At 71.5% G+C, this 19,716-nt stretch carries 14 protein-coding genes; 2 read left to right on the top strand and 12 right to left on the bottom strand.

Translation table 11 applies throughout. The features are described from left to right. Window positions 1–154: 154 nt before the first annotated feature. The 4 genes from ACSYGO_RS32905 to ACSYGO_RS32890 all read right to left on the bottom strand — a co-directional run bounded on the left by ACSYGO_RS32905 (window position 155) and on the right by ACSYGO_RS32890 (window position 7,158). Window positions 155–601, bottom strand: coding sequence for an SRPBCC family protein (locus ACSYGO_RS32905; protein ID WP_426682488.1), 447 nt, complete (start codon window positions 599–601; stop codon window positions 155–157). 218 nt (window positions 602–819) lie between these two features. Next, entirely contained in the window at window positions 820–2,265 is a 1,446-nt protein-coding gene (locus ACSYGO_RS32900; protein WP_426682489.1) for an aldehyde dehydrogenase family protein, read from the bottom strand. Between the two features lie 992 nt (window positions 2,266–3,257). Further along, complete coding sequence (locus ACSYGO_RS32895; protein WP_432172430.1) at window positions 3,258–4,916, bottom strand: PucR family transcriptional regulator; 1,659 nt, start codon at window positions 4,914–4,916, stop codon at window positions 3,258–3,260. Between the two features lie 115 nt (window positions 4,917–5,031). Continuing rightward, window positions 5,032–7,158, bottom strand: coding sequence for an ATP-binding protein (locus ACSYGO_RS32890; protein ID WP_460388675.1), 2,127 nt, complete (start codon window positions 7,156–7,158; stop codon window positions 5,032–5,034). A gap of 253 nt (window positions 7,159–7,411) precedes the next feature. Here ACSYGO_RS32890 and gabT point away from each other — a divergent pair, with 253 nt between their 5' ends. Together gabT and ACSYGO_RS32880 are read left to right on the top strand one after the other, a co-directional pair. Then, window positions 7,412–8,746, top strand: coding sequence for a 4-aminobutyrate--2-oxoglutarate transaminase (gene gabT, locus ACSYGO_RS32885; RefSeq protein ID WP_426678034.1), 1,335 nt, complete (start codon window positions 7,412–7,414; stop codon window positions 8,744–8,746). 170 nt (window positions 8,747–8,916) lie between these two features. Continuing rightward, window positions 8,917–9,771, top strand: coding sequence for a phosphatase PAP2 family protein (locus ACSYGO_RS32880; protein WP_460388673.1), 855 nt, complete (start codon window positions 8,917–8,919; stop codon window positions 9,769–9,771). Here ACSYGO_RS32880 and ACSYGO_RS32875 read toward each other — a convergent pair. The 8 genes from ACSYGO_RS32875 to ACSYGO_RS32840 all read right to left on the bottom strand — a co-directional run bounded on the left by ACSYGO_RS32875 (window position 9,710) and on the right by ACSYGO_RS32840 (window position 19,633). Next, a complete protein-coding gene (locus ACSYGO_RS32875) occupies window positions 9,710–11,530 on the bottom strand; it encodes a chitinase (protein WP_460388671.1) in 1,821 nt (606 codons plus the stop codon). The genes ACSYGO_RS32880 and ACSYGO_RS32875 overlap by 62 nt on opposite strands. Before the next feature lie 272 nt (window positions 11,531–11,802). Next, on the bottom strand, window positions 11,803–12,255 hold the full coding sequence (locus tag ACSYGO_RS32870) for a bifunctional DNA primase/polymerase (RefSeq protein ID WP_426678031.1): 453 nt from the start codon (window positions 12,253–12,255) through the stop codon (window positions 11,803–11,805). 187 nt (window positions 12,256–12,442) lie between these two features. Beyond that, window positions 12,443–13,870 (bottom strand): NAD(P)/FAD-dependent oxidoreductase, encoded by a 1,428-nt coding sequence (locus tag ACSYGO_RS32865; RefSeq protein WP_426678030.1) that lies wholly within the window; start codon window positions 13,868–13,870, stop codon window positions 12,443–12,445. 21 nt (window positions 13,871–13,891) lie between these two features. Then, a complete protein-coding gene (locus ACSYGO_RS32860) occupies window positions 13,892–14,692 on the bottom strand; it encodes an ABC transporter permease (RefSeq protein ID WP_095936975.1) in 801 nt (266 codons plus the stop codon). Beyond that, window positions 14,693–15,631: an ABC transporter permease gene (locus tag ACSYGO_RS32855; RefSeq protein WP_460388668.1), complete on the bottom strand. Its 939-nt coding sequence runs from the start codon at window positions 15,629–15,631 to the stop codon at window positions 14,693–14,695. Further along, window positions 15,631–16,773: an ABC transporter ATP-binding protein gene (locus tag ACSYGO_RS32850; RefSeq protein WP_426678028.1), complete on the bottom strand. Its 1,143-nt coding sequence runs from the start codon at window positions 16,771–16,773 to the stop codon at window positions 15,631–15,633. The genes ACSYGO_RS32855 and ACSYGO_RS32850 overlap by 1 nt, the downstream gene beginning before the upstream one ends. Before the next feature lie 5 nt (window positions 16,774–16,778). Further along, window positions 16,779–18,026, bottom strand: a complete 1,248-nt coding sequence (locus ACSYGO_RS32845) for a polyamine ABC transporter substrate-binding protein (protein WP_426678027.1) — start codon at window positions 18,024–18,026, stop codon at window positions 16,779–16,781. 80 nt (window positions 18,027–18,106) lie between these two features. Beyond that, the gene (locus ACSYGO_RS32840; RefSeq protein ID WP_460388665.1) at window positions 18,107–19,633 is read right to left on the bottom strand and encodes a gamma-aminobutyraldehyde dehydrogenase; all 1,527 of its coding nucleotides are present in this window, start codon (window positions 19,631–19,633) and stop codon (window positions 18,107–18,109) included. Between the last annotated feature and the right edge of the window lie 83 nt (window positions 19,634–19,716).

The following is a 19,716-nucleotide window of genomic DNA, read 5'->3' as shown; positions in this document are numbered from 1 at the left end:
GAAGCACCGGTACCTCCGCGTACGGTGCGGAGTGCGGCACGCGGAAGCACCGGTGCCGGGCCTTCGGGCTACGGGCCTCACGCACCCGGCCGTCGTCGGCCGGGGCACCCAGGGCGCCGGCTCGGCCCGCGGCGGGGCAGGGGCCGGGCTCGCCTCAGGAGGCCTCCACCGCCGCCTTGATGCGCCGGCCGAAGGCGTCCGCGTCCTTGCGCGCCGCGCTCAGCGCGAACCCGACCAGGAGCTTGCCGATGCCATGGCCTTCGAGGACGTTGAAGATCCTGACGCGGGTCGTGCCCTCACCGGTGGACTCCAGGTCGTAGCCGCCCTCGTCGGCCGTCACGACGTTCTTCGAGATCTCCGCCCAGCGGATCCGGCGGGGCGCCTCGAACTCGGTGATCCGGAACTGCCGGCCCGTCTTCATGCCGGCGTCCTTGACCGTGCTGGTGAAGACCGTGCCCACCTGCGTGGGGCCGTCCGGAGTCTTCGTGATCTCCTGCACCCGGGGGCTGAACTTCGGATCGTTCGTGCCCGCGGCGAGAAACGCGAAGACCTCGTCGATGGGGCGGTCGACCTCGGTTGTCGCCTCGAACTGACCGGCCACGGTTCCTCCTGTGATGCGATCGCTTGATCTCCGTCCGAGGGCACGCGTCCGTGCCAGGCGCCTTCAGCCTACGAGCCGGACCCCGCCGCCGCGCCTTGTTGCCGATTTGCCCGGGCACCGGCCGGGGCCGGCCGTCGCCAGGTCACGACGTGCGGGCATACGCCGACGGCCGGAGCCCCCGCACAGCGGGCTCCGGCCGTCGGCTCGGGACGTGTGGGTCAGAGGGCGAGGCCCGTCAGCACCATCACGCGCTCGTAGGTGTAGTCGTCCATCGCGAAGCGCACGCCCTCGCGGCCCACGCCGGACTGCTTCACACCGCCGTACGGCATCTGGTCGGCACGGTAGGACGGCACGTCGCCGACGATGACGCCGCCCACCTCCAGCGCACGGTGGGCGCGGAAGGCCGTCTGCAGGTCGTGGGTGAACACACCCGCCTGGAGGCCGTACTTGGAGTCGTTGACCGCGGCGAAGGCAGCGGCCTCGCCGTCCACCTTGCGCACGGTGAGGACGGGACCGAAGACCTCCTCGCAGGAGATCGTGCTGTCCGCCGGGACGTCGGCGAGCACGGTCGGCGCGTAGGAGGCACCGTCCCGCTTGCCGCCGGTGAGCACACGGGCGCCGGCCGCGGCGGCCTCGTCCACCCACGCCTCGACGCGCTTGGCCGCGTCCTCGCTGACCAGCGGGCCGACGTCGGTCTTGTCGTCGGAGGGGTCACCGGTGACCTGGGCCTCGACGGCGGCGACGATGCGGGGCAGGAGCCGGTCGTAGACCGACGCGTCGGCGATCACGCGCTGCACGGAGATGCAGGACTGGCCGCCCTGGTAGTTCGAGAAGGTCGCGATGCGGGTCGCGGCCCAGTCGAGGTCCTCGTCGCTGGCGAAGTCGGCCAGGACGACGGCCGCGCCGTTGCCGCCGAGCTCCAGGGTGCAGTGCTTGCGCGGCACCGAGTCCATGATCGCGTAACCGACCTTCTCGGAGCCGGTGAACGAGATGACGGGCAGGCGCTCGTCCTGGACCAGAGCGGGCATCCGCTCGTTCGACACCGGCAGGATGCTCCACGAACCGGCCGGGAGCTCCGTCTCGGCGAGCAGGTCACCGATGATCAGGCCGGACAGCGGGGTCGCGGGCGCCGGCTTCAGGATGATCGGCGCGCCGGCGGCGATGGCCGGGGCGATCTTGTGGGCGCACAGGTTCAGCGGGAAGTTGAACGGCGCGATGCCGAGGACGACGCCCTTGGGGAAGCGACGGGTGAGGGCGAGGCGCCCCTGGCCACCGAGGTCGGTGTCGAGGCGCTGGGCCTCGCCGCCGTTGAAGCGACGGGCCTCCTCGGCCGCGAACCGGAACACCGACACCGCACGGCCGACCTCGCCGCGCGCCCACTTGATCGGCTTGCCGTTCTCGGCGGAGATGAGCTGCGCGATCTCCTCGGTGCGCTCGACCAGGCGCTTGCTGACGTGGTCGAGGGCGGCGGCGCGCACGTGGGCCGGGGTGGCGGCGAACTCGTCCCGCACGGCGTACGCGGCGGCCACGGCCTCCTCGACCTGCGCCTCGGTCGGCACGCTGACCTGGCCGACGATCCGGCCGTCCCACGGCGAGGTGACGTCGAACGTGGTCTCACCGGTGGCCTGGCGGCCGGCGAGCCAGAAGGCGTGGGTGGAAGTCATTGTCGAGTCCCGGCCCTTCCGTGTTGGGGGGTGTCGCTGGATGGTCCTGCGCTTTCACGATCCACGGTAGGGCCGGGGCGCGGGACGGTCGCTTGTCCGAGTCGTAGCAGTCAGCGGGTGGGATGCTCCGCTTTGGCACGGTGGGTGGCTTGTGCCTGTCGCCAAGGGCTCCGCCCCCGGGCCCTCGGATCGGCCTGGACGGCCTCGTCCTCTCGCACCGTACGGGCTACGGCCGCTCCGCCGCCGGACGGGCCGGAGCCAGCCGCTCGCCGGGCGGGCCGGAGCCAGCCGCTCGCCGGGCGGGCCGGAGCCAGGCGCTCGCCGGGCGGGCTGGAGCCAGGCGCTCGCCGGGCGGGCTGGAGCTCGCCTCGGGCGGTGCGTGCCCGGCGCAGCCCCCGGCCTCGGATCGGCCTGGACGGCCTCGTCCTCAAGCGCCGGACGGGCTACAACCTCCCCGCCCCCGGACGAGCCGAAGCGAACCGGTCACCAGACGGGCTGGAGCTCACCACCGGCAGTACGTGCACGGCGCAGCCCCCGACCCCGGATCGGCCTGGACGGCCTCGTCCTCAAGCGCCGGACGGGCTACAACCTCCCCGCCCCCGGACGAGCCGAAGCGAACCGTTCGCCGGACGAGCCGAAGCGAACCGCACGCCGGACGGGCCACAACCTCGCTGCCGCCAGGCGGACCGGAGCCGCGCGCTCGCCGGACGAGCCGAAGCGAACCGGTCACCAGACGGGCTGGAGCTCACCACCGGCAGTACGTGCACGGCGCAGCCCCCGGCCCCGGATCGGCCTGGACGGCCTCGTCCTCAAGCGCCGGACGGGCTACAACCTCCCCGCCCCCGGACGAGCCGAAGCGAACCGCACGCCGGACGGGCCACAACCTCGCTGCCGCCAGGCGGACCGGAGCCGCGCGCTCGCCGGGCGGACCGGAGCCGCGCGCTCGCCGGACGGGTCGGAGCCAGCCGCTCGCCGGATGGGGCGGAGAAGGGCTACTCCCCCGGGGCCGACGTCGCCTTCAGGGCGAGCCAGAGTTCCATGCGGACGTCGGGGTCGTCCAGGGAGCGGCCGAGGATCTCCTCGACGCGGCGCATGCGGTAGCGGAGGGTGTGGCGGTGCACTCCGAGGTCGGCGGCCGCGGCGTCCCACTGACCGTGGCGGGACAGCCAGGCCCGGAGTGAGGCCACCAGGTCGCCCCGCCCGGTCGCGTCGTGCTCGTGCAGCGCGCGCAGCAGGCCGTCCGCGAAGGCCCGCACCGCGTCGTCCGCGAGCAGCGGCAGGACCGATCCGGCCGCCAGCTCCTCGTGCTCGACGAGGAACCGTCCGCGTCGCCGCGCCACCGACAGGGCCTGCTCGGCCTGCTTGTAGGCGGCCGCCGCGGCGATCGGGCCGGCGGGCGCCGACAGCCCGACCACCAGTTCGTCCTCGTCCCCGGCGGGCTGTTCCCGCACGGCGGCGCGCGAGGCCTCCAGCGCGGCGGCGTACTCCCCGCACGCGGCGACCGCGGCGCCCCCGTCCACGGCGAGCACGACGAGCCGTTCGCCGTCGGGCACGACGAGCACGGACTCCCCGGAGCGCGCGGCGGCGGACTCGACGACCTCGGCGAGCCCGCCGAGCGGGTCGCCGTTGGTGTCGGGCACGGTCACGGCGGTCTGCGCGGGCGCCGCCGCGCCCACGCGCGCGTGCCCGTCGGCGTGCGCCCGCGCGGCCGACGCGGACGCCGATTCGGCGAGGATCAGCCGGAACGGGGCGTCCAGCAGCTCCCCGTACAGGTCCCCGGCGACGGCACGGGCGTGGTCGGGCTCCCCGGCGAGCAGCATGCGCAGCACGGCGGCGCCGATCCGCTGTTCGGCCGCGTGCAGCGACCGCGACCGCTCCGTGGTGAGCGTGAGCAGGGCGATCGCCGAGTGCACGGCGTAGCGCTCCGCCGTGCCGAGGGCGGCCGCGGTGCCCACGGCGAGCGCGGCGCGCGGCCGTCGCCCGGTGCCGAGGGAGTGGAGTTCGACCCGGTCGTCGCCGCCGACGACGGAGCTGGCCGGTGCGGGCCGCTCCCGCAGCCGCTCCACGTCCGGGGTGATCCGCGCGGCCCGGCGGCCCGCCCACTCGGGTGCGGTGGCGACGACGGCCCCGGAGGCGTCGTAGAGCGCCGCCCATCCGTCGACCTGTCCGGCGAGCGCGGCGAGGAGCCCCTCGGGGCCGTCGTTCAGGGCCTGCTTGGTGAGCTCGCGCTGCGCCGCGAACCCGGCGGTGACGGCCCGGTACTGGTCGGCGGCGATCGCGGCGGAGACGGCCTTGCTGATGGCGAGGAAGGGCGTGCGCCGCGGCACTTCGAGGAGCGGCAGCCCCTGCTCCTCGGCGGCGTCGACGAGTGCCTTCGGGATCTCCTCGTAGTTGACGCCGACGGCGAAGCCGAGTCCGACGACCCCCGCCCCCGCCAGACGCTTCACATAGCGCCGCATGGCCTCCGGGTCCTCCGCGTCCAGCTTGAGCGCGGTGATCAGGAGCAGTTCCCCGCCCTCCATGTACGGCACGGGGTCGGCGAGCTCGCTGACGTGCGCCCAGCGGACGGGCACGTCCAGGCGGTCCTCGCCCGCGCGCACGGTCAGCTTGAGCGCGGAGTGGTGGACGAGCGAGGCGAGCGTGGGGGGCATGGGGCCTTCAGGTCTGTGTGATCTCTGTGATCTTTTGGCCGCGGCGTATGAACGACCTGTGTCGATTCTGCCTCACCGTACGGTCGCCGTGTGACCCGATGCCCCTTCGTCCTGCTCAGCCGCGCAGATCCACCAGGAGGGGCGGCGCGTGCTCCCCCTTCACATTGGTCAGCGACAGCACCGCGTGCCCCGGTGGCACCGCGTGGGCCAGTTCGGACGCGGACCAGCGCTCCCGCTCGACCTGGCGCACGGTGACGGCGCGGGCGGTGGGCGCGTGCCCCGTGATCACCCTGCGCACCATGTGCAGGGCCTTGCCCGCCGGGGTCTCGGCGATGATCTGGCGGTCGGTGACGTCACGGGCCTCGATCCACTCCTTGCCCCAGACCTCGGCGAAGTCCTGCCCGTCCCAAGGGGTGAGCCCCGACAGCGCCATGCGGCAGCCGATGGCACCGAGCAGGGGGCCGCGCAGCGGCCGGGCGACGTCGTCCAGGGTGCGGAGCGTCAGGACGGCCCCGGCGTTGCCGGACCGCAGCCGCTGGACGCCGCGTACGGCTTCCGGGGTCACGACGCCGGTGGCATCGTCGAGCACCAGGCAGGCGAACAGCGACCGGTCCTCCCGGATCGCCACGCTCGCCGTGAACTGGGCGAGCACCAGCCGCGCGAGGATCCGCGAGGCGTCGGCGTGGCCGCGCGCGGGCAGGTCGATCCGCACCCGTACGGGGTGGTCGAGGGCGCGCAGCGAGAAGGGCCGCGACTGCCCGGAGGTGTCGAAGAACCCGGCGAAGGCGGGCCGGTCGAGCAGGGCGACCCGGTCGGCGAGGACGACCCCCACGTCGCCGGGGTGTCCGAGCTGCCGCTCCCGTGCGTCCAGCTCCCGCAGCAGCGACTCCTGTCCGGTGTCCTGGAGCCCCTTGCGCAGGGCGGCGAGGGGGCCCGGGGTGCCGTCGAGGAGCTGGCGCAGTTCCGGCACGGACGGGAAGCGGCCGTGGACGGCCTGGAAGGGCCCGAGCAGCTGGGCGAGCACGGTGGTCGACCGGCGGCTGTCGCTCCCCGGGTGCGGGTCGGCGAGGTCGCCGACGAGTGCCTCGGCGAGGACGGCGGCGGCCTCGTCGGGGTCGGTGGTGCCGCCGTACAGGTCGAGGTCGTACACGGACTCGGGTTTCCCGATCCGTACGACGACGTCGTAGGCATCGGCGGGTCCGAGCCCGGCGCCCGCGGCGCCCACGACGACGACCGCCGCCCGCCCGGCGAGCGCGTGCAGGCACAGCGACTCGGCGAGCGGCCAGACGACGTCACCGGTCTTGCCGGACCCGGCGGGCCCGACGGCGAGGAGTGAGGTGCCGAGCAGCTCGGGGCCGAGGCCGAGTCCGGTGCCCCGGTAGGCGTACGGGTTGCGCGGGTCGTCGGCGGTCGTGCCGAGCCGCACCTGTCCGGTGACGAGGTCGTGCCGGGCGAGCCGTCCGGGCAGGTCACGCTCCCCGGAGGGGTGCAGGCAGGCGGCGGCGCCGTCCTTGAGGACCGCACCGGTGAAGGTGGCGAGGCTGTGCCGTCCGCTGCGTACGCCCTGCCAGGCCCGGGCGATCCGGGCATGGTCGACGTCGCGCATCAGCCCGGCGCCGGCCTCGGTGGCGAGCCGGTCGGCGGCCTCGCCGGCCCCGGCCGCGCGCAGCTGGTTCCACTGGGCGGGGTCCTCCTCGGGGGCCGGCGGGCGCTCGCTCACGGGTGCGGCGCGCTGCCAGGCCGGCAGTCCGTAGCGCCGCCACACCTCACCCCATCGGCCCAGGCGTCCCACGGCGATCATGATGACGAGGGCGATCAGCGTGTAGTAGCCGTACCAGAGGAAGGCGTTGCCGACGCGGTCGTCGCTGTGCCGCCAGGAGTCGGGGGTGAACAGTTCCAGCGGCAGCACCCACCAGCCGCCCAGGTAGCCGTTCCACAGCAGCGACCAGACCAGCCATCCGACCAGGAAGGCGATCACGGCGCCGCTCAGCAGCTGACGGGCCGGGATCTGCTCGGGTTCCTGCTCGGGCCGGGGACGGTGTCCGAAGCGCCAGACTCCCGGTGCGGCCTCCGGGCGCGGCGCCCGCAGCCAGGCCAGGAAGGCGGATCCGTCCGGCGGTGGCGGCATGCCGGGTGCCCGGGCGGGCCGGGGCGGCATCGCGGGCACCTCGGGCGGCCGTGCCGGACGCGGCACGGAATCGGCATGCGTGCCCCGCGCGTCCTGCGTCCCGTCGCTGTTCATCGCCCTTGCCCCCTGACCAGCCGTTCCGTCCACCATCAGCGAGTCAATCTAACGCCCCCGCAAGGGGAGTTCACCGCATACGCGGCCGGGCTCGCGGGGATGCACGGTTGCTCCGCTATGTCCACCGCGGACAAGCGTCCTCCCGGACAACGCCCACATGGAGCATGCCCAGTCCGCACCTACCGTCCTAGCCTGCGAGAAAAGAAGGCAAGCGTCCGAAACACCCCCACGCAAGATCATCAGGGAGCCCCTCATGACCGCACTTCCGCAGGAGCGCCGCGTCGTCACCGCCATCCCCGGCCCGAAGTCGCAGGAGCTTCAGGCCCGCCGTACCGCCGCGGTCGCGGCCGGTGTGGGCTCCGTGCTCCCCGTGTTCACCACGCGCGCGGGCGGCGGCATCATCGAGGACGTCGACGGCAACCGGCTGATCGACTTCGGCTCCGGCATCGCCGTGACCAGCGTCGGCGCCAGCGCGGAGGCCGTCGTACGCCGGGCCTCCGCCCAGCTCCAGGACTTCACCCACACCTGTTTCATGGTCACGCCGTACGAGGGCTACGTCGCCGTCGCCGAGGCGCTGGCCGAGCTGACCCCGGGTGACCACGCCAAGAAGAGCGCCCTGTTCAACTCGGGCGCCGAGGCCGTCGAGAACGCCGTCAAGATCGCCCGCGCGTACACCAAGCGCCAGGCCGTCGTCGTCTTCGACCACGGTTACCACGGCCGCACCAACCTCACGATGGCGCTGACCGCGAAGAACATGCCGTACAAGCACGGCTTCGGTCCCTTCGCGCCCGAGGTCTACCGCGTGCCGGTGGCGTACGGCTACCGCTGGCTGACCGGCCCGGAGAACGCCGGCGCCGAGGCGTCCGCCCAGGCCATCGACATGATCAACAAGCAGATCGGGGCCGAGAACGTCGCCGCGATCATCATCGAGCCGGTCCTCGGCGAGGGCGGCTTCATCGAGCCCGCCAAGGGCTTCCTCCCGGCCGTCAGCAAGTTCGCCAAGGACAACGGCATCGTCTTCGTCGCGGACGAGATCCAGTCCGGCTTCTGCCGCACCGGCCAGTGGTTCGCCTGCGAGGACGAGGGCATCGTCCCGGACCTGATCACCACCGCCAAGGGCATCGCGGGCGGCCTGCCGCTCGCCGCCGTCACCGGCCGCGCCGAGATCATGGACGCCGCGCACGCGGGCGGCCTCGGCGGCACCTACGGCGGCAACCCGGTGGCCTGCGCGGGTGCGCTCGGCGCGATCGAGACGATGAAGGAGCTCGACCTCAACGCCAAGGCGAAGGCGATCGAGGCGACGATGAAGGCGCGCCTGTCCGCCATGCAGGAGAAGTTCGACATCATCGGCGACATCCGCGGCCGTGGCGCCATGATCGCCATCGAGCTGGTCAAGGACCCGTCGACCAAGGAGCCGAACCCCGAGGCGACCGCCGCGCTGGCCAAGGCCTGCCACCAGGAGGGCCTGCTGGTCCTGACCTGTGGCACCTACGGCAACGTCCTCCGCTTCCTGCCCCCGCTGGTCATCGGCGAGGACCTCCTGAACGAGGGCCTCGACATCATCGAGCAGGCCTTCGCCCGCATCTGACGCCCCACCCGCCCCGGCACCGGAACACGGTCCACCGGCCCCGCCGGGATCCGGCCGGTTCCGGTGCCGGGGCACTCGGCGTGAGGGCGTGTGAAGAACGTGTGCGAGGTGCATGACGGGACGCGATTCCGTCTGTCGGAGCCGCACCCCCTGTCGTAGGTTCTACCCAGATGAGAGATACACCCCGCCCACAGGGGACTGTGGGTGACACCGGGTCGGGGCATCCCCAGCTTCCGCCTGGTCGTGCCCTCGCGCACACACCCGGGGCTTCCGGCTCCGGATCTCCTCACCGATCGGACAGTCGCCCGCCCCAAACCCCCCGGGGCGCGCGGCAATCCGATCAGGACGGCCGCCCCGGAACCACCCCCCCTGTTCCGGGGCGGCCGACCTTCCTCCTCGGACTTCCGGTTCTCCTCCTCGCGCTGATCACCTGGCAGGTGGCCGCCCATGGCGCGCTCGCCCGGGCGGACGAGCGCCTCAGCGGCCGGCTGGTCCGTCCGGGCCGCACGGCCGAGCTCCTCGCCGACCTCGGCAACATCGCCGTCGCCGTCCCGGTCCTGGCCGTCGTCCTCGTCGGTGTGGCCGGCCACGCCCGCCGTGCGGGCGCGGACCGCTGGTGGCTCGCACCCACCGCCGCGGCGGTGCTGATGGCGGCCGTACCGGCGCTGATCGTCCCGCTGAAGGAGCTCGTCGCCCGTCCGGGACCCCCGGTCATGGGTCCCGGCACGGGCTTCTTCCCCTCCGGCCACACGGCCACGGCCGCCATCGCCTACGGCGCCGCCACCCTGCTCCTCCTCCCTCGTCTGCGCACCCCGGGCGCCCGTGGCGCCCTGGTCGCCGTCTGTCTCGTCCTCAACGCCCTGGTCGCCTGCGGCCTGGTCCGCCGCGGCTATCACTGGCCGCTGGACGTGGTGGCGAGCTGGTGCCTGTGCACGGCGCTGCTGACGGGGCTGTGGATGTTCCTCAGCCGAAGTAGCGGTCGAAGTTCGTCGAGAACTCCCAGCTCCCGAACCGGTCCCAGTTGACCGACCAGGTCATCAGGCCGCGCAGCCCCGGCCAGGTGCCGTGGGTGGCGTACGAGCCGCAGTTCGTCTTCTTGGTGAGGCAGTCGAGGGCCTTGGTCACCTCCGCCGGGGCGACGTAGCCGTTGCCCGCGTTGGTGGAGGCGGGCATGCCGATGGCGATCTGGTCGGGGCGCAGCGGCGGGAAGACGTTGTTCGCGTCGCCCGCGACCGGGAAGCCGGTGAGGAGCATGTCGGTCATGGCGATGTGGAAGTCCGCGCCGCCCATGGAGTGGTACTGGTTGTCGAGGCCCATGATCGGGCCGGAGTTGTAGTCCTGGACGTGCAGCAGGGTCAGGTCGTCGCGCAGCGCGTGGATGACCGGGAGGTACGCGCCGGCGCGCGGGTCCTGGCCGCCCCACTTGCCCGTGCCGTAGTACTGGTAGCCGAGCTGCACGAAGAAGGTCTCGGGGGCCATGCTCAGGACGAATTTCGAGCCGTACTTGGCCTTCAGGGTCTTCAGCGCCGAGATGAGGTTGACGACCACCGGTGTGGTCGGGTGCTTGAAGTCGGTGTCGCTCGCGTCGAGGGAGAGCGAGTGGCCCTCGAAGTCGATGTCGAGGCCGTCCAGGCCGTAGGTGTCGATGATCTTCGAGACCGAGGAGACGAAGGTGTCGCGGGCGGCCGTGGTGGTGAGCTGGACCTGGCCGTTCTGACCGCCGATCGAGATCAGCACCTTCTTGCCCGCGGCCTGCTTCGCCTTGATCGCCGCCTTGAAGTCGGCGTCGCTCTCGACGGTGGGGCACTCGGTGGCCGGGCAGCGGTTGAAGCGGATGTCTCCGGAGGTGACGGAGGTCGGTTCGCCGAAGGCGAGATCGATGACGTCCCAGCTGTCGGGCACGTCGGCCATGCGGGTGTAGCCGGCGCCGTTGGCGAAGCTGGCGTGCAGGTAGCCGACGAGGGCGTGCGGGGGGAGGTCCGAGGAGCCGCCGCCGGAGCCCGCCGAGGTGGTGGCGGTGACCGTCGAGGACTTGGCGGACTCGCCGGCGTCGTTCGTCGCGGCGACCTGGAAGGAGTACGCGGTGGACGGCGTCAGTCCGCTCACGGTGGCCGAAGTGCCGCCGGCGGTCTGGACCTTGACGCCGTCGCGGTAGACGGCGTACCCGGTCGCGCCGGCCGCCGCGGACCAGGACAGGGCGACGGACGAGGAGGTGACGGTGCCGACGGTCAGGCCGGCGGGCGCGGCGGGCGGCTGCCCCGCGTCGACGCCGGGGCCGACCAGGGAGACGTCGTCGGCGTAGTAGGTGCCGGTGCCGTACCAGCCGTGCGTGTAGATCGTGACCTTGGTGGTGGACGGGCCGGTGCGGAAGGTCGTGGCCAGCTTCTGCCAGTCGGCGGCCGACTGGGTCCAGGTGGAGACGTCGGTGGTGCCGGTGCCGGTGGCGCCGAGGTAGACGTAACTGCCCCGGACGTAGCCGGAGAGGGTGTACTGCGCGTCGGGTTTGACGGTCACGGTCTGCGAGCACTGCGCGTAGTCGCTGCCGGCCGGGGTCGCCTTCAGCGCCGAACTGCCGCTCCTGACGGGTGAGGTGACGGTGCTGCCCGCCGTGCAGGTCCAGCCGTCCAGGCCCGACTCGAACCCGCCGTTGCGGGCGAGGTCGGCGTCGGCCGCACGGGCGGCCGACGAGAGTGCGGCAAGGCCGGGCACGGCCAGGGCGGTCGCCGTGCACACGGCGATGAGTCTGCGACGCGAGAACGGTCCGGCGCGTCCGGTGCGATCCACAACTGCCTCCGGGCATGGGGGAAATGGGAGGGTGGAGCGCGCCCAACTTGGTCCAGACCAATTCGGTTGTCAAGACCTCTGACAGGCGCCGGACCCGCCGGCGCGCCTCCAGGGGGTTTCGTTCGGATCAGGCCGGATCGGGCCGCGGCGTCCGGTGCGGTGCATCGCAAGGCGGAGGATCACCCGCGTACCGGGCGTACTCGGGTGGTCCGACAACGCGGCGAGGTGCCGTGCCGGGGGTCGCGGACCCGGGCTGATCCGAACGAAACCCCCTAGCGACCCTCGTTCCCGGCCGGCCCCGCCGCCGCCTCGTGCATGGCCAGTTCGAGCAGTGCCGGATCGGTGAGCGTGCCCGAGCCGTCCGGCGGGACCAGCCAGCGGACCCCGCCGGTCGACCGGCCCGGGTACGGCACCACGATCCACGTACCGCTGCCCGCCGTGCGCACCCCGGTGCCGAGCCACCGCGCCGCGGTGCCCGCGGGCACGAAGAACCCCATCCGGGCGTCACCGAAGTCGACGAGCACGGGCCCCGGCTGGTCGATCACCCGGGTGAGCACGTCGAGCGTCGGATAGCCGAGTTCGCCCGGCAGGATGAGCACGTCCCAGGCCCGGCCCGCGGGCAGCAGCGCGACCCCCATCGGATTGCGCTCCCACTCCCACCGGCAGGCCTCGGGGTCCGGTGCCACCGACGTCAGCCACTCGACCGCCGCCTTCACCCCTGTCATGACGGAACCTCCCTCTCTGCTGCGACGCCGGTCGCGTCACAGGGGAGAGGGAGGTTCGGGCCGGGCATTACGCGGGTTCCGGCTCCTCGTGGGCAGTGAACCGGGTCACACCGTGCGAGCAGGGCGTACGCCGATGGATCAGGAACGCGTCCACACGCCCCGCCGGTCGGCTCGCCCCGCCCGCCGGTCAGCTGTCGAAGCCGAGCCCCAGCCTGTCCATCGTCCGCAGCCACAGATTGCGCCGGCCGCCGTGCGCGTCCGCCCGCGCCAGCGACCACTTGGTCAGGGCGATCCCGGTCCAGGCGAAGGGCTCGGGCGGGAAGGGCAGCGGCTTCCTGCGGACCATGTCCAGTTCGGTGCGCTCCGTGCGCTCCCCCGCCAGCAGGTCGAGCATCACGTCCGCACCGAACCGCGTCGCCCCCACGCCGAGGCCCGTGTACCCAGCCGCGTATGCGACCTTGCCCTGGTGGGCGGTGCCGAAGAAGGCCGAGAAGCGCGAGCAGGTGTCGATGGCGCCGCCCCAGGCGTGCGTGAAGCGGACGCCCTCCAACTGCGGGAAGCAGGTGAAGAAGTGCTCCGCGAGCTTCGCGTACGTCTCCGGGCGGTCGTCGTACTCGGCGCGCACCCGGCCGCCGTACGGGTAGATCGCGTCGTAGCCGCCCCACAGGATCCGGTTGTCGGCCGACAGCCGGAAGTAGTGGAACTGGTTGGCCGAGTCGCCGAGGCCCTGGCGGTTCTTCCACCCGACGGACGCCAGCTGGTCCGCCGTCAGCGGCTCGGTCATCAGGGCGTAGTCGTAGACCGGGACGGTGTAGGAGCGGACGCGCTTGACCAGGTTCGGGAAGATGTTGGTGCCGAGGGCGACCCGGCGGGCGCGGACCGAGCCGTACGGGGTGCGGACGGCCATCCCCGCGCCGTACGCCTTCAGCTGGAGCGCGGGCGTGTGCTCGTACACCCGCACGCCGAGCCGGAGGCACGCCTCCTTCAGGCCCCAGGCCAGCTTGGCCGGGTGGAGCATGGCGACGCCCCGACGGTCGTACAGACCGGCCAGGAAGGTCGGTGAGTCGACCTGTTCCCGCACCGCGTCGGTGTCCAGGAACTCGACGCCGTCGGCGAGGCCGGCCCGCTCCAGTTTCTCGTGCCAGTCGCGCAGCTCGGACGCCTGGTGCGGCTCGGTGGCGACGTCGATCTCGCCGGTGCGCTCGAAGTCGCAGTCGAGGGAGTAGCGGGCGACCGTCGCCTCGATCTCGTCGAGGTTGCGGGCGCCCAGCTCCTCCAGTGTGCCGATCTCGTCCGGCCAGCGGGTGAGACCGTTGGCCAGGCCGTGCGTGAGGGAAGCGGCGCAGAAGCCGCCGTTGCGGCCGGAGGCGGCCCAGCCCACCTCACGGCCCTCGACGAGGACCACCTCGCGCCCGGGATCGCGCTCCTTGGCGAGCAGCGCGGTCCACAGTCCGCTGTAGCCGCCGCCGACGACGAGCAGATCACACGTCTCGGCGCCGGTGAGCGCGGGCTCGGGGTGGGGCTTGCCGGGGTCGTCCAGCCAGTACGAGACCGGCTGGACGTCGGAAAGAGACTTCGTCCACTGATTACCACGGGTCATGGCGCTAGGGGCCATGATTTCAACTCCCTACGAGCGTTATGCCTTTTGCTTGTTCCGGCGATTTCCTACGACCATGCCGGCCAGGACGAACAGTACGGCGACGAGGAACATGGCCGTACCGATGACATTGATCTGAACGGGTGTTCCGCGCTGCGCCGATCCCCACACGAACATGGGGAAGGTGACAGTCGAACCCGCGTTGAAATTGGTGATGATGAAGTCGTCGAAGGAGAGCGCGAAGGACAGCAGCGCGCCCGCCGCGATACCGGGTGCCGCGATGGGCAGGGTGACCCGGAGGAAGGTCTGCACGGGACCGGCGTACAGGTCCTGCGCCGCCTGTTCCAGGCGCGGGTCCATCGACATCACTCGTGCCTTGACCGCGGTGACGACGAAGCTGAGGCAGAACATGATGTGGGCGATCAGGATCGTCCAGAAGCCCAGCTGGGCACCGAGGTTGAGGAAGAGCGTGAGCAGCGAGGCCGCCATGACGACCTCGGGCATCGCCATCGGCAGGAAGATCAGCGAGTTGATCGCGCCACGCGCGCGGAAGCGGTAGCGGACCAGCGCGAAGGCGATCATCGTGCCGAGGACGGTCGCTCCGACCGTCGCCCACAGGGCGATCTGGAGGCTGATCGAGAGCGAGCCGCACATGTCGGCGACGCCGCACGGATCCTTCCAGGCGTCGGTGGAGAACTGCTGCCATTCGTAGTTGAAGCGCCCCTTCGGTTTGTTGAAGGAGAACACCGTGACGATGACGTTCGGCAGGAGCAGGTATCCGAGTGTCACCAGTCCCGCTATGACGACGAGATGGCGCTTGAGCCAGTTGACGAAGGCCATTTAAACCAGATCCTCCGTCCCGGACCTGCGGATGTAGAGGGTGACCATGAGGAGAATCGCCGCCATGAGGATGAATGAGAGCGCGGCGGCCGTCGGATAGTCGAGCACACGCAGGAACTGCGTCTGGATGACGTTTCCGATCATGCGGGTGTCGGTGGAGCCGAGGAGTTCGGCGTTCACGTAGTCGCCGGAGGCCGGAATGAACGTGAGCAGCGTGCCGGAGACGACACCGGGCATCGACAGCGGGAAGGTGACCTTCCGGAAGGTCGTGAACGGCTTGGCGTACAGGTCGCCCGCCGCCTCGTGCAGCCGGCCGTCGATGCGCTCCAGCGAGGTGTAGAGCGGCAGGATCATGAACGGCAGGAAGTTGTACGTCAGACCGCAGACCACCGCGAGGGGCGTGGCCAGGACGCGGTCCCCCGACGTCATGCCGAGCCAGCTGGTGACGTCCAGGAGGTGCAGCGAGTTGAGGGCGCCGACGACCGGGCCGCCGTCCGCGAGGATGGTCTTCCAGGCCAGCGTGCGGATCAGGAAGCTGGTGAAGAACGGCGCGATCACCAGGATCATGATCAGGTTGCGCCAGCGGCCCGCGCGGAACGCGATGAGATACGCCAGCGGGTACCCCAGCAGCAGGCACAGGATCGTCGCGGAGCCCGCGTAGAGCACCGAGCGCACGAACTGCGGCCAGTACTCGGACAGGGCGTCCCAGTAGGTCGCGAGGTGCCAGGTGACCTTGTAGCCGTCCTCCAGGGAGCCCGTCTGCACGGACGTGGAGGCCTGGTAGATCATCGGCAGCGCGAAGAAGACCAGCAGCCACAGGATGCCGGGCAGGAGCAGCCAGTACGGCGTGAAGCGGCCCCTCTTGCGCGGGGGCTTGCTCTGCGGGGTCTTCGTGACGGTGGGGTCGAGAGGCGGCGGCGCCTCCGTGAGCGTCGACATCAGGCGGCCTCCTCCTCGACGCCCGCGTCGATGTCCTGAGCGGCGTCCAGGCCGAAGGTGTGGGCCGGGTTCCAGTGCAGGACGACTTCGGCGCCGGGCACGAGCCGGGAGTCGCGGTCGATGTTCTGGGCGTAGACCTCGAACTCGGGGCAGACCGGGCTGTCGATCACGTACTGCGTGGACACGCCGATGAAGCTGGAGTCGGCGATGCGGCCCGTGATGCGGTTGCGGCCGGCCGGGATCTCACCGGCGTCCTCGGCGTGCGTGAGGGAGATCTTCTCCGGGCGCACCCCGACCAGCACCTTGCCGCCGGTGGTCGCCGGGGCGGAACATCGCGCCTGAGGCAGGGTGAGCTTGCCGCCGCCCGCCTTGAGGACTATCTCGTCGCCGCTGCGGGAGTCGACCTCGGCCTCGATGAGGTTGGAGGTGCCGAGGAAGTTGGCGACGAAGGTGGTCTGCGGGTTCTCGTACAGGTCGGTGGGCGCGCCGAGCTGCTCGACGCGGCCCGCGTTCATCACGGCGACCGTGTCGGCCATCGTCATGGCCTCCTCCTGGTCGTGCGTGACATGGACGAAGGTGATGCCGACCTCGGTCTGGATCCGCTTGAGCTCAAGCTGCATCTGACGGCGCAGCTTGAGGTCGAGGGCGCCGAGGGGCTCGTCGAGGAGCAGCACCTTGGGGTGGTTGATCAGCGCGCGGGCCACGGCCACGCGCTGCTGCTGGCCACCGGAGAGCTGGTGCGGCTTCTTGCGTGCCTGCTCGCCCAGCTGCACCAGGTCGAGCATCTCCTCCACCTGCTTCTTCACCGACTTGATGCCGCGCCGGCGCAGACCGAAGGCGACGTTCTCGAAGATGTCGAGGTGCGGGAAGAGGGCGTAGGACTGGAACACCGTGTTCACCGGGCGCTTGTACGGCGGCAGGTGGGTGACCTCCTGGTCGCCGAGGAAGACGGTGCCCGAGGTCGGGTCCTCCAGGCCGGCGATCATGCGCAGGGTGGTGGTCTTGCCGCAGCCGGAGGCGCCGAGCAGGGCGAAGAACGAGCCCTGCGGCACGGTCAGATCGAGCGGGTGCACGGCCGTGAAGGAGCCGTACGTCTTGCTGATCCCGGAGAGGCGGACGTCGCCGCTGTTGTCTGTCGTCATCTTCGTCACGCCCCTGTGAGCTTCGCGAACTTCGCTTCGTAGGCCGTCTCTTCCTTCGGCGACAGTGCGCGGAAGGAATGCGATTTCGCGGCCATGACCTTGTCGGGAATGATCAGCGGATTGTCCGCCGCGGATTTGTCGATCTTCGCGAGGTAGGGCTTCACTCCGTCGACGGGCGACACGTAGTTGATGTACGCGGCGAGCCGGGCGGCCGGCTCGGGCTCGTAGTAGTAGTCGATGAGCCGCTCGGCGTTCGTCTTGTGGCGCGCCTTGTTCGGGATCAGCATGTTGTCGGTCGACGTCATGTATCCGCTGTCCGGAATGATGAAGTCGACGTCCGGGCTGTCCGCCTTGAGCTGGACGATGTCACCGCCCCAGGCCACGCAGGCCGCCAGGTCGCCCTTGGTGAGGTCGGACGTGTAGTCGTTGCCCGTGAAGCGCCGGATCTGGCCCTTGTCGACGCCCTTCTGGATGCGGGCGATCGCCGCGTCGTAGTCGTCGGCGGTGAACTTCTCCGGGTCCTTGCCCATGTCGAGCAGCGTCATGCCGATGCTGTCGCGCATCTCCGACAGGAAGCCGACGCGCCCCTTGAGCTTGGGGTTGTCGAGCAGGTCGGAGACCGACTTCACCTCGATGCCGTCGAGCGCCTTCCTGTTGAAGGCGATGACGGTGGAGATGCCCTGCCACGGGTACGAGTAGGCGCGGCCCGGGTCCCAGTCGGGGTTGCGGAACTGCGCCGACAGGTTGGTGTAGGCGTGCGGCAGGTTGGCCGGGTCCAGTTTCTGGACCCAGCCCAGGCGGATCAGGCGGGCCGCCAGCCAGTCGGTGAGGACGATGATGTCGCGTCCGGTGTCCTGGCCCGCGGAGAGCTGTGGCTTGATCTTCCCGAAGAACTCGTTGTTGTCGTTGATGTCCTCGGTGTACTTGACCTTGATGCCGGTACGCCGGGCGAACGCGTCGAGCGTGGGGTGGTGCTTCTCGCTGTCGTCCACGTCCATGTACTCGGTCCAGTTGGAGAAGTTGACGGTCTTCTCCTTGGCCGAGTGGTCCTCGGCGGACGTGCCGCCCTGCGTCTTGCCCGCCGCGGGGATCCCGCAGCCGCTCAATGCCCCGAGACCGCCCACGGCGAGGGCTCCGCCCGCGGAGGCGCGCAGCAGCGAACGGCGGGTGAGGGAGGCCCTGCCGTTCCGGAAGCTGCGCCGTATCGCGGCCAGTTGAACCGGGGACAGGCGTTCGGGCTCGTGGTGCTCCATGCTCTGATGCCCTTTCGGAAGGATCGCGGCCGTGGTCGCGGCCTGGTCTGCCGCTCGGCCGTGGCCGAACGTCGCACCGGCTAGGGCCGGTCCCCGAAGATGGTGCGGTGCCAGTCCTTCTCGGCCACCGCGGTGTTGTCGAACATGACGTGCTTGACCTGTGTGTACTCCTCGAAGGAGTACGCGGACATGTCCTTGCCGAAGCCGGACGCCTTGTAGCCGCCGTGCGGCATCTCACTGATGATCGGAATGTGGTCGTTGACCCAGACGCAGCCCGCCTTGATCTCGCGGGTCGCGCGGTTCGCCCGGTAGACGTCGCGGCTCCAGGCGGAGGCGGCGAGCCCGTACGGGGTGTCGTTGGCGAGGGCGATGCCCTCGTCGTCGCTGTCGAAGGGCAGCACGACGAGCACCGGGCCGAAGATCTCCGCCTGCACGATCTCGCTGTCCTGGGCGGCGTCGGCAACGAGCGTGGGCGCGTAGTACGCACCCCTCTTGAGGTCGCCCTCGGGGACGACCCCGCCGGTCACCACGCGCGCGTAGCCGCGGGCCCGGTCGACGAAACCGGCGACGCGGTCGCGCTGGGCGTGCGAGATCAGCGGGCCGAGGTCGGTGCCGGGGGCGAACGGGTCGCCCAGCCGCACGCTCTCCATCAGGGCGGCGGTCCGGCGCACGAACTCGTCGTGGAGGGGCCGCTGTACGTACGCGCGCGTGGCGGCCGTGCAGTCCTGGCCCGTGTTGATGAGCGACCCGGCGACCGCGCCGTGCACGGCGGCGTCCAGGTCGGCGTCGTCGAAGACCACGAAGGGGGCCTTGCCGCCCAGTTCCAGGTGCAGCCGCTTGACGGTCGAGGTGGCGATCTCGGCGACCCGCTTGCCGACGGCGGTGGACCCGGTGAAGGACGTCATGGCGACGTCGGGGTGCCCGACGAGGTGTTCGCCGGCCTCCTTTCCCAGGCCCGTGACGATGTTGACGACACCGTCCGGGATCCCCGCCTGCGTGGCCGCCTCGGCGAACAGGAGCGAGGTGAGCGGGGTCAGTTCGGCCGGCTTCAGGACGATCGTGTTGCCCGCGGCGATGGCCGGGAGGATCTTCCAGGCGGCCATCTGGAGCGGGTAGTTCCACGGCGCGATGGAGCCGACGACGCCGATCGCCTCACGGCGGACGTACGACGTGTGGTCGCCGGAGTACTCCCCTGCGGACTGGCCCTGGAGGTGCCGGGCCGCGCCCGCGAAGAACGCGGCGTTGTCGATGGTGCCCGGCACGTCGAACTCGCGCGTCAGCTTGAGCGGTTTGCCGCACTGGAGGGACTCGGCCTGGGCGAACTCCTCCGCGCGCTCGGCGAGCACGGCGGCGAAGCGGTGCAGCGCGTCGGAGCGCTCGCCCGGGGTGGCGCCCGACCAGCCGGGGAACGCCTCGCGCGCGGCGGCGACGGCCGCGTCGACGTCGGCGGTGCCCGCCAGTTCGTACGTGTAGACCTCGTCGCCGGTGGCGGGGTCGACGACCGCGTGCGTGCGGCCGGAAGTGCCCTTGGTCAGTCGGCCCGCGATGTACTGCGCGCCGTCCGCGAAGCGGTCCTGCGCCTGGAAGCGATGGCCCGGATTGTGCATGTCGCTCTCCTCCGCCGTCCTCCCCGTCTCCGCGAGGGGTCGGCGTAGCTCCAGCTCGATTTGAGTGCCGATCCTGACAGAGC

It is taken from the genome of Streptomyces krungchingensis (assembly GCF_054729265.1).
Note: the sequence above shows the minus strand (reverse complement) of the source record. Positions and strands in the feature narration are given on the sequence as shown.

Bases quoted from the DNA above. Each gene is read 5' to 3' on its own strand.
- ACSYGO_RS32900 (WP_426682489.1), bottom strand. From the start codon at position 2,265: ATGACTTCCACCCACGCCTTCTGGCTCGCCGGCCGCCAGGCCACCGGT.
- ACSYGO_RS32895 (WP_432172430.1), bottom strand. From the start codon at position 4,916: ATGCCCCCCACGCTCGCCTCGCTCGTCCACCACTCCGCGCTCAAGCTG.
- ACSYGO_RS32890 (WP_460388675.1), bottom strand. From the start codon at position 7,158: ATGAACAGCGACGGGACGCAGGACGCGCGGGGCACGCATGCCGATTCC.
- gabT (WP_426678034.1), top strand. From the start codon at position 7,412: ATGACCGCACTTCCGCAGGAGCGCCGCGTCGTCACCGCCATCCCCGGC.
- ACSYGO_RS32880 (WP_460388673.1), top strand. From the start codon at position 8,917: ATGAGAGATACACCCCGCCCACAGGGGACTGTGGGTGACACCGGGTCG.
- ACSYGO_RS32870 (WP_426678031.1), bottom strand. From the start codon at position 12,255: ATGACAGGGGTGAAGGCGGCGGTCGAGTGGCTGACGTCGGTGGCACCG.
- ACSYGO_RS32865 (WP_426678030.1), bottom strand. From the start codon at position 13,870: ATGGCCCCTAGCGCCATGACCCGTGGTAATCAGTGGACGAAGTCTCTT.
- ACSYGO_RS32860 (WP_095936975.1), bottom strand. From the start codon at position 14,692: ATGGCCTTCGTCAACTGGCTCAAGCGCCATCTCGTCGTCATAGCGGGA.
- ACSYGO_RS32855 (WP_460388668.1), bottom strand. From the start codon at position 15,631: ATGTCGACGCTCACGGAGGCGCCGCCGCCTCTCGACCCCACCGTCACG.
- ACSYGO_RS32850 (WP_426678028.1), bottom strand. From the start codon at position 16,773: ATGACGACAGACAACAGCGGCGACGTCCGCCTCTCCGGGATCAGCAAG.
- ACSYGO_RS32845 (WP_426678027.1), bottom strand. From the start codon at position 18,026: ATGGAGCACCACGAGCCCGAACGCCTGTCCCCGGTTCAACTGGCCGCG.
- ACSYGO_RS32840 (WP_460388665.1), bottom strand. From the start codon at position 19,633: ATGCACAATCCGGGCCATCGCTTCCAGGCGCAGGACCGCTTCGCGGAC.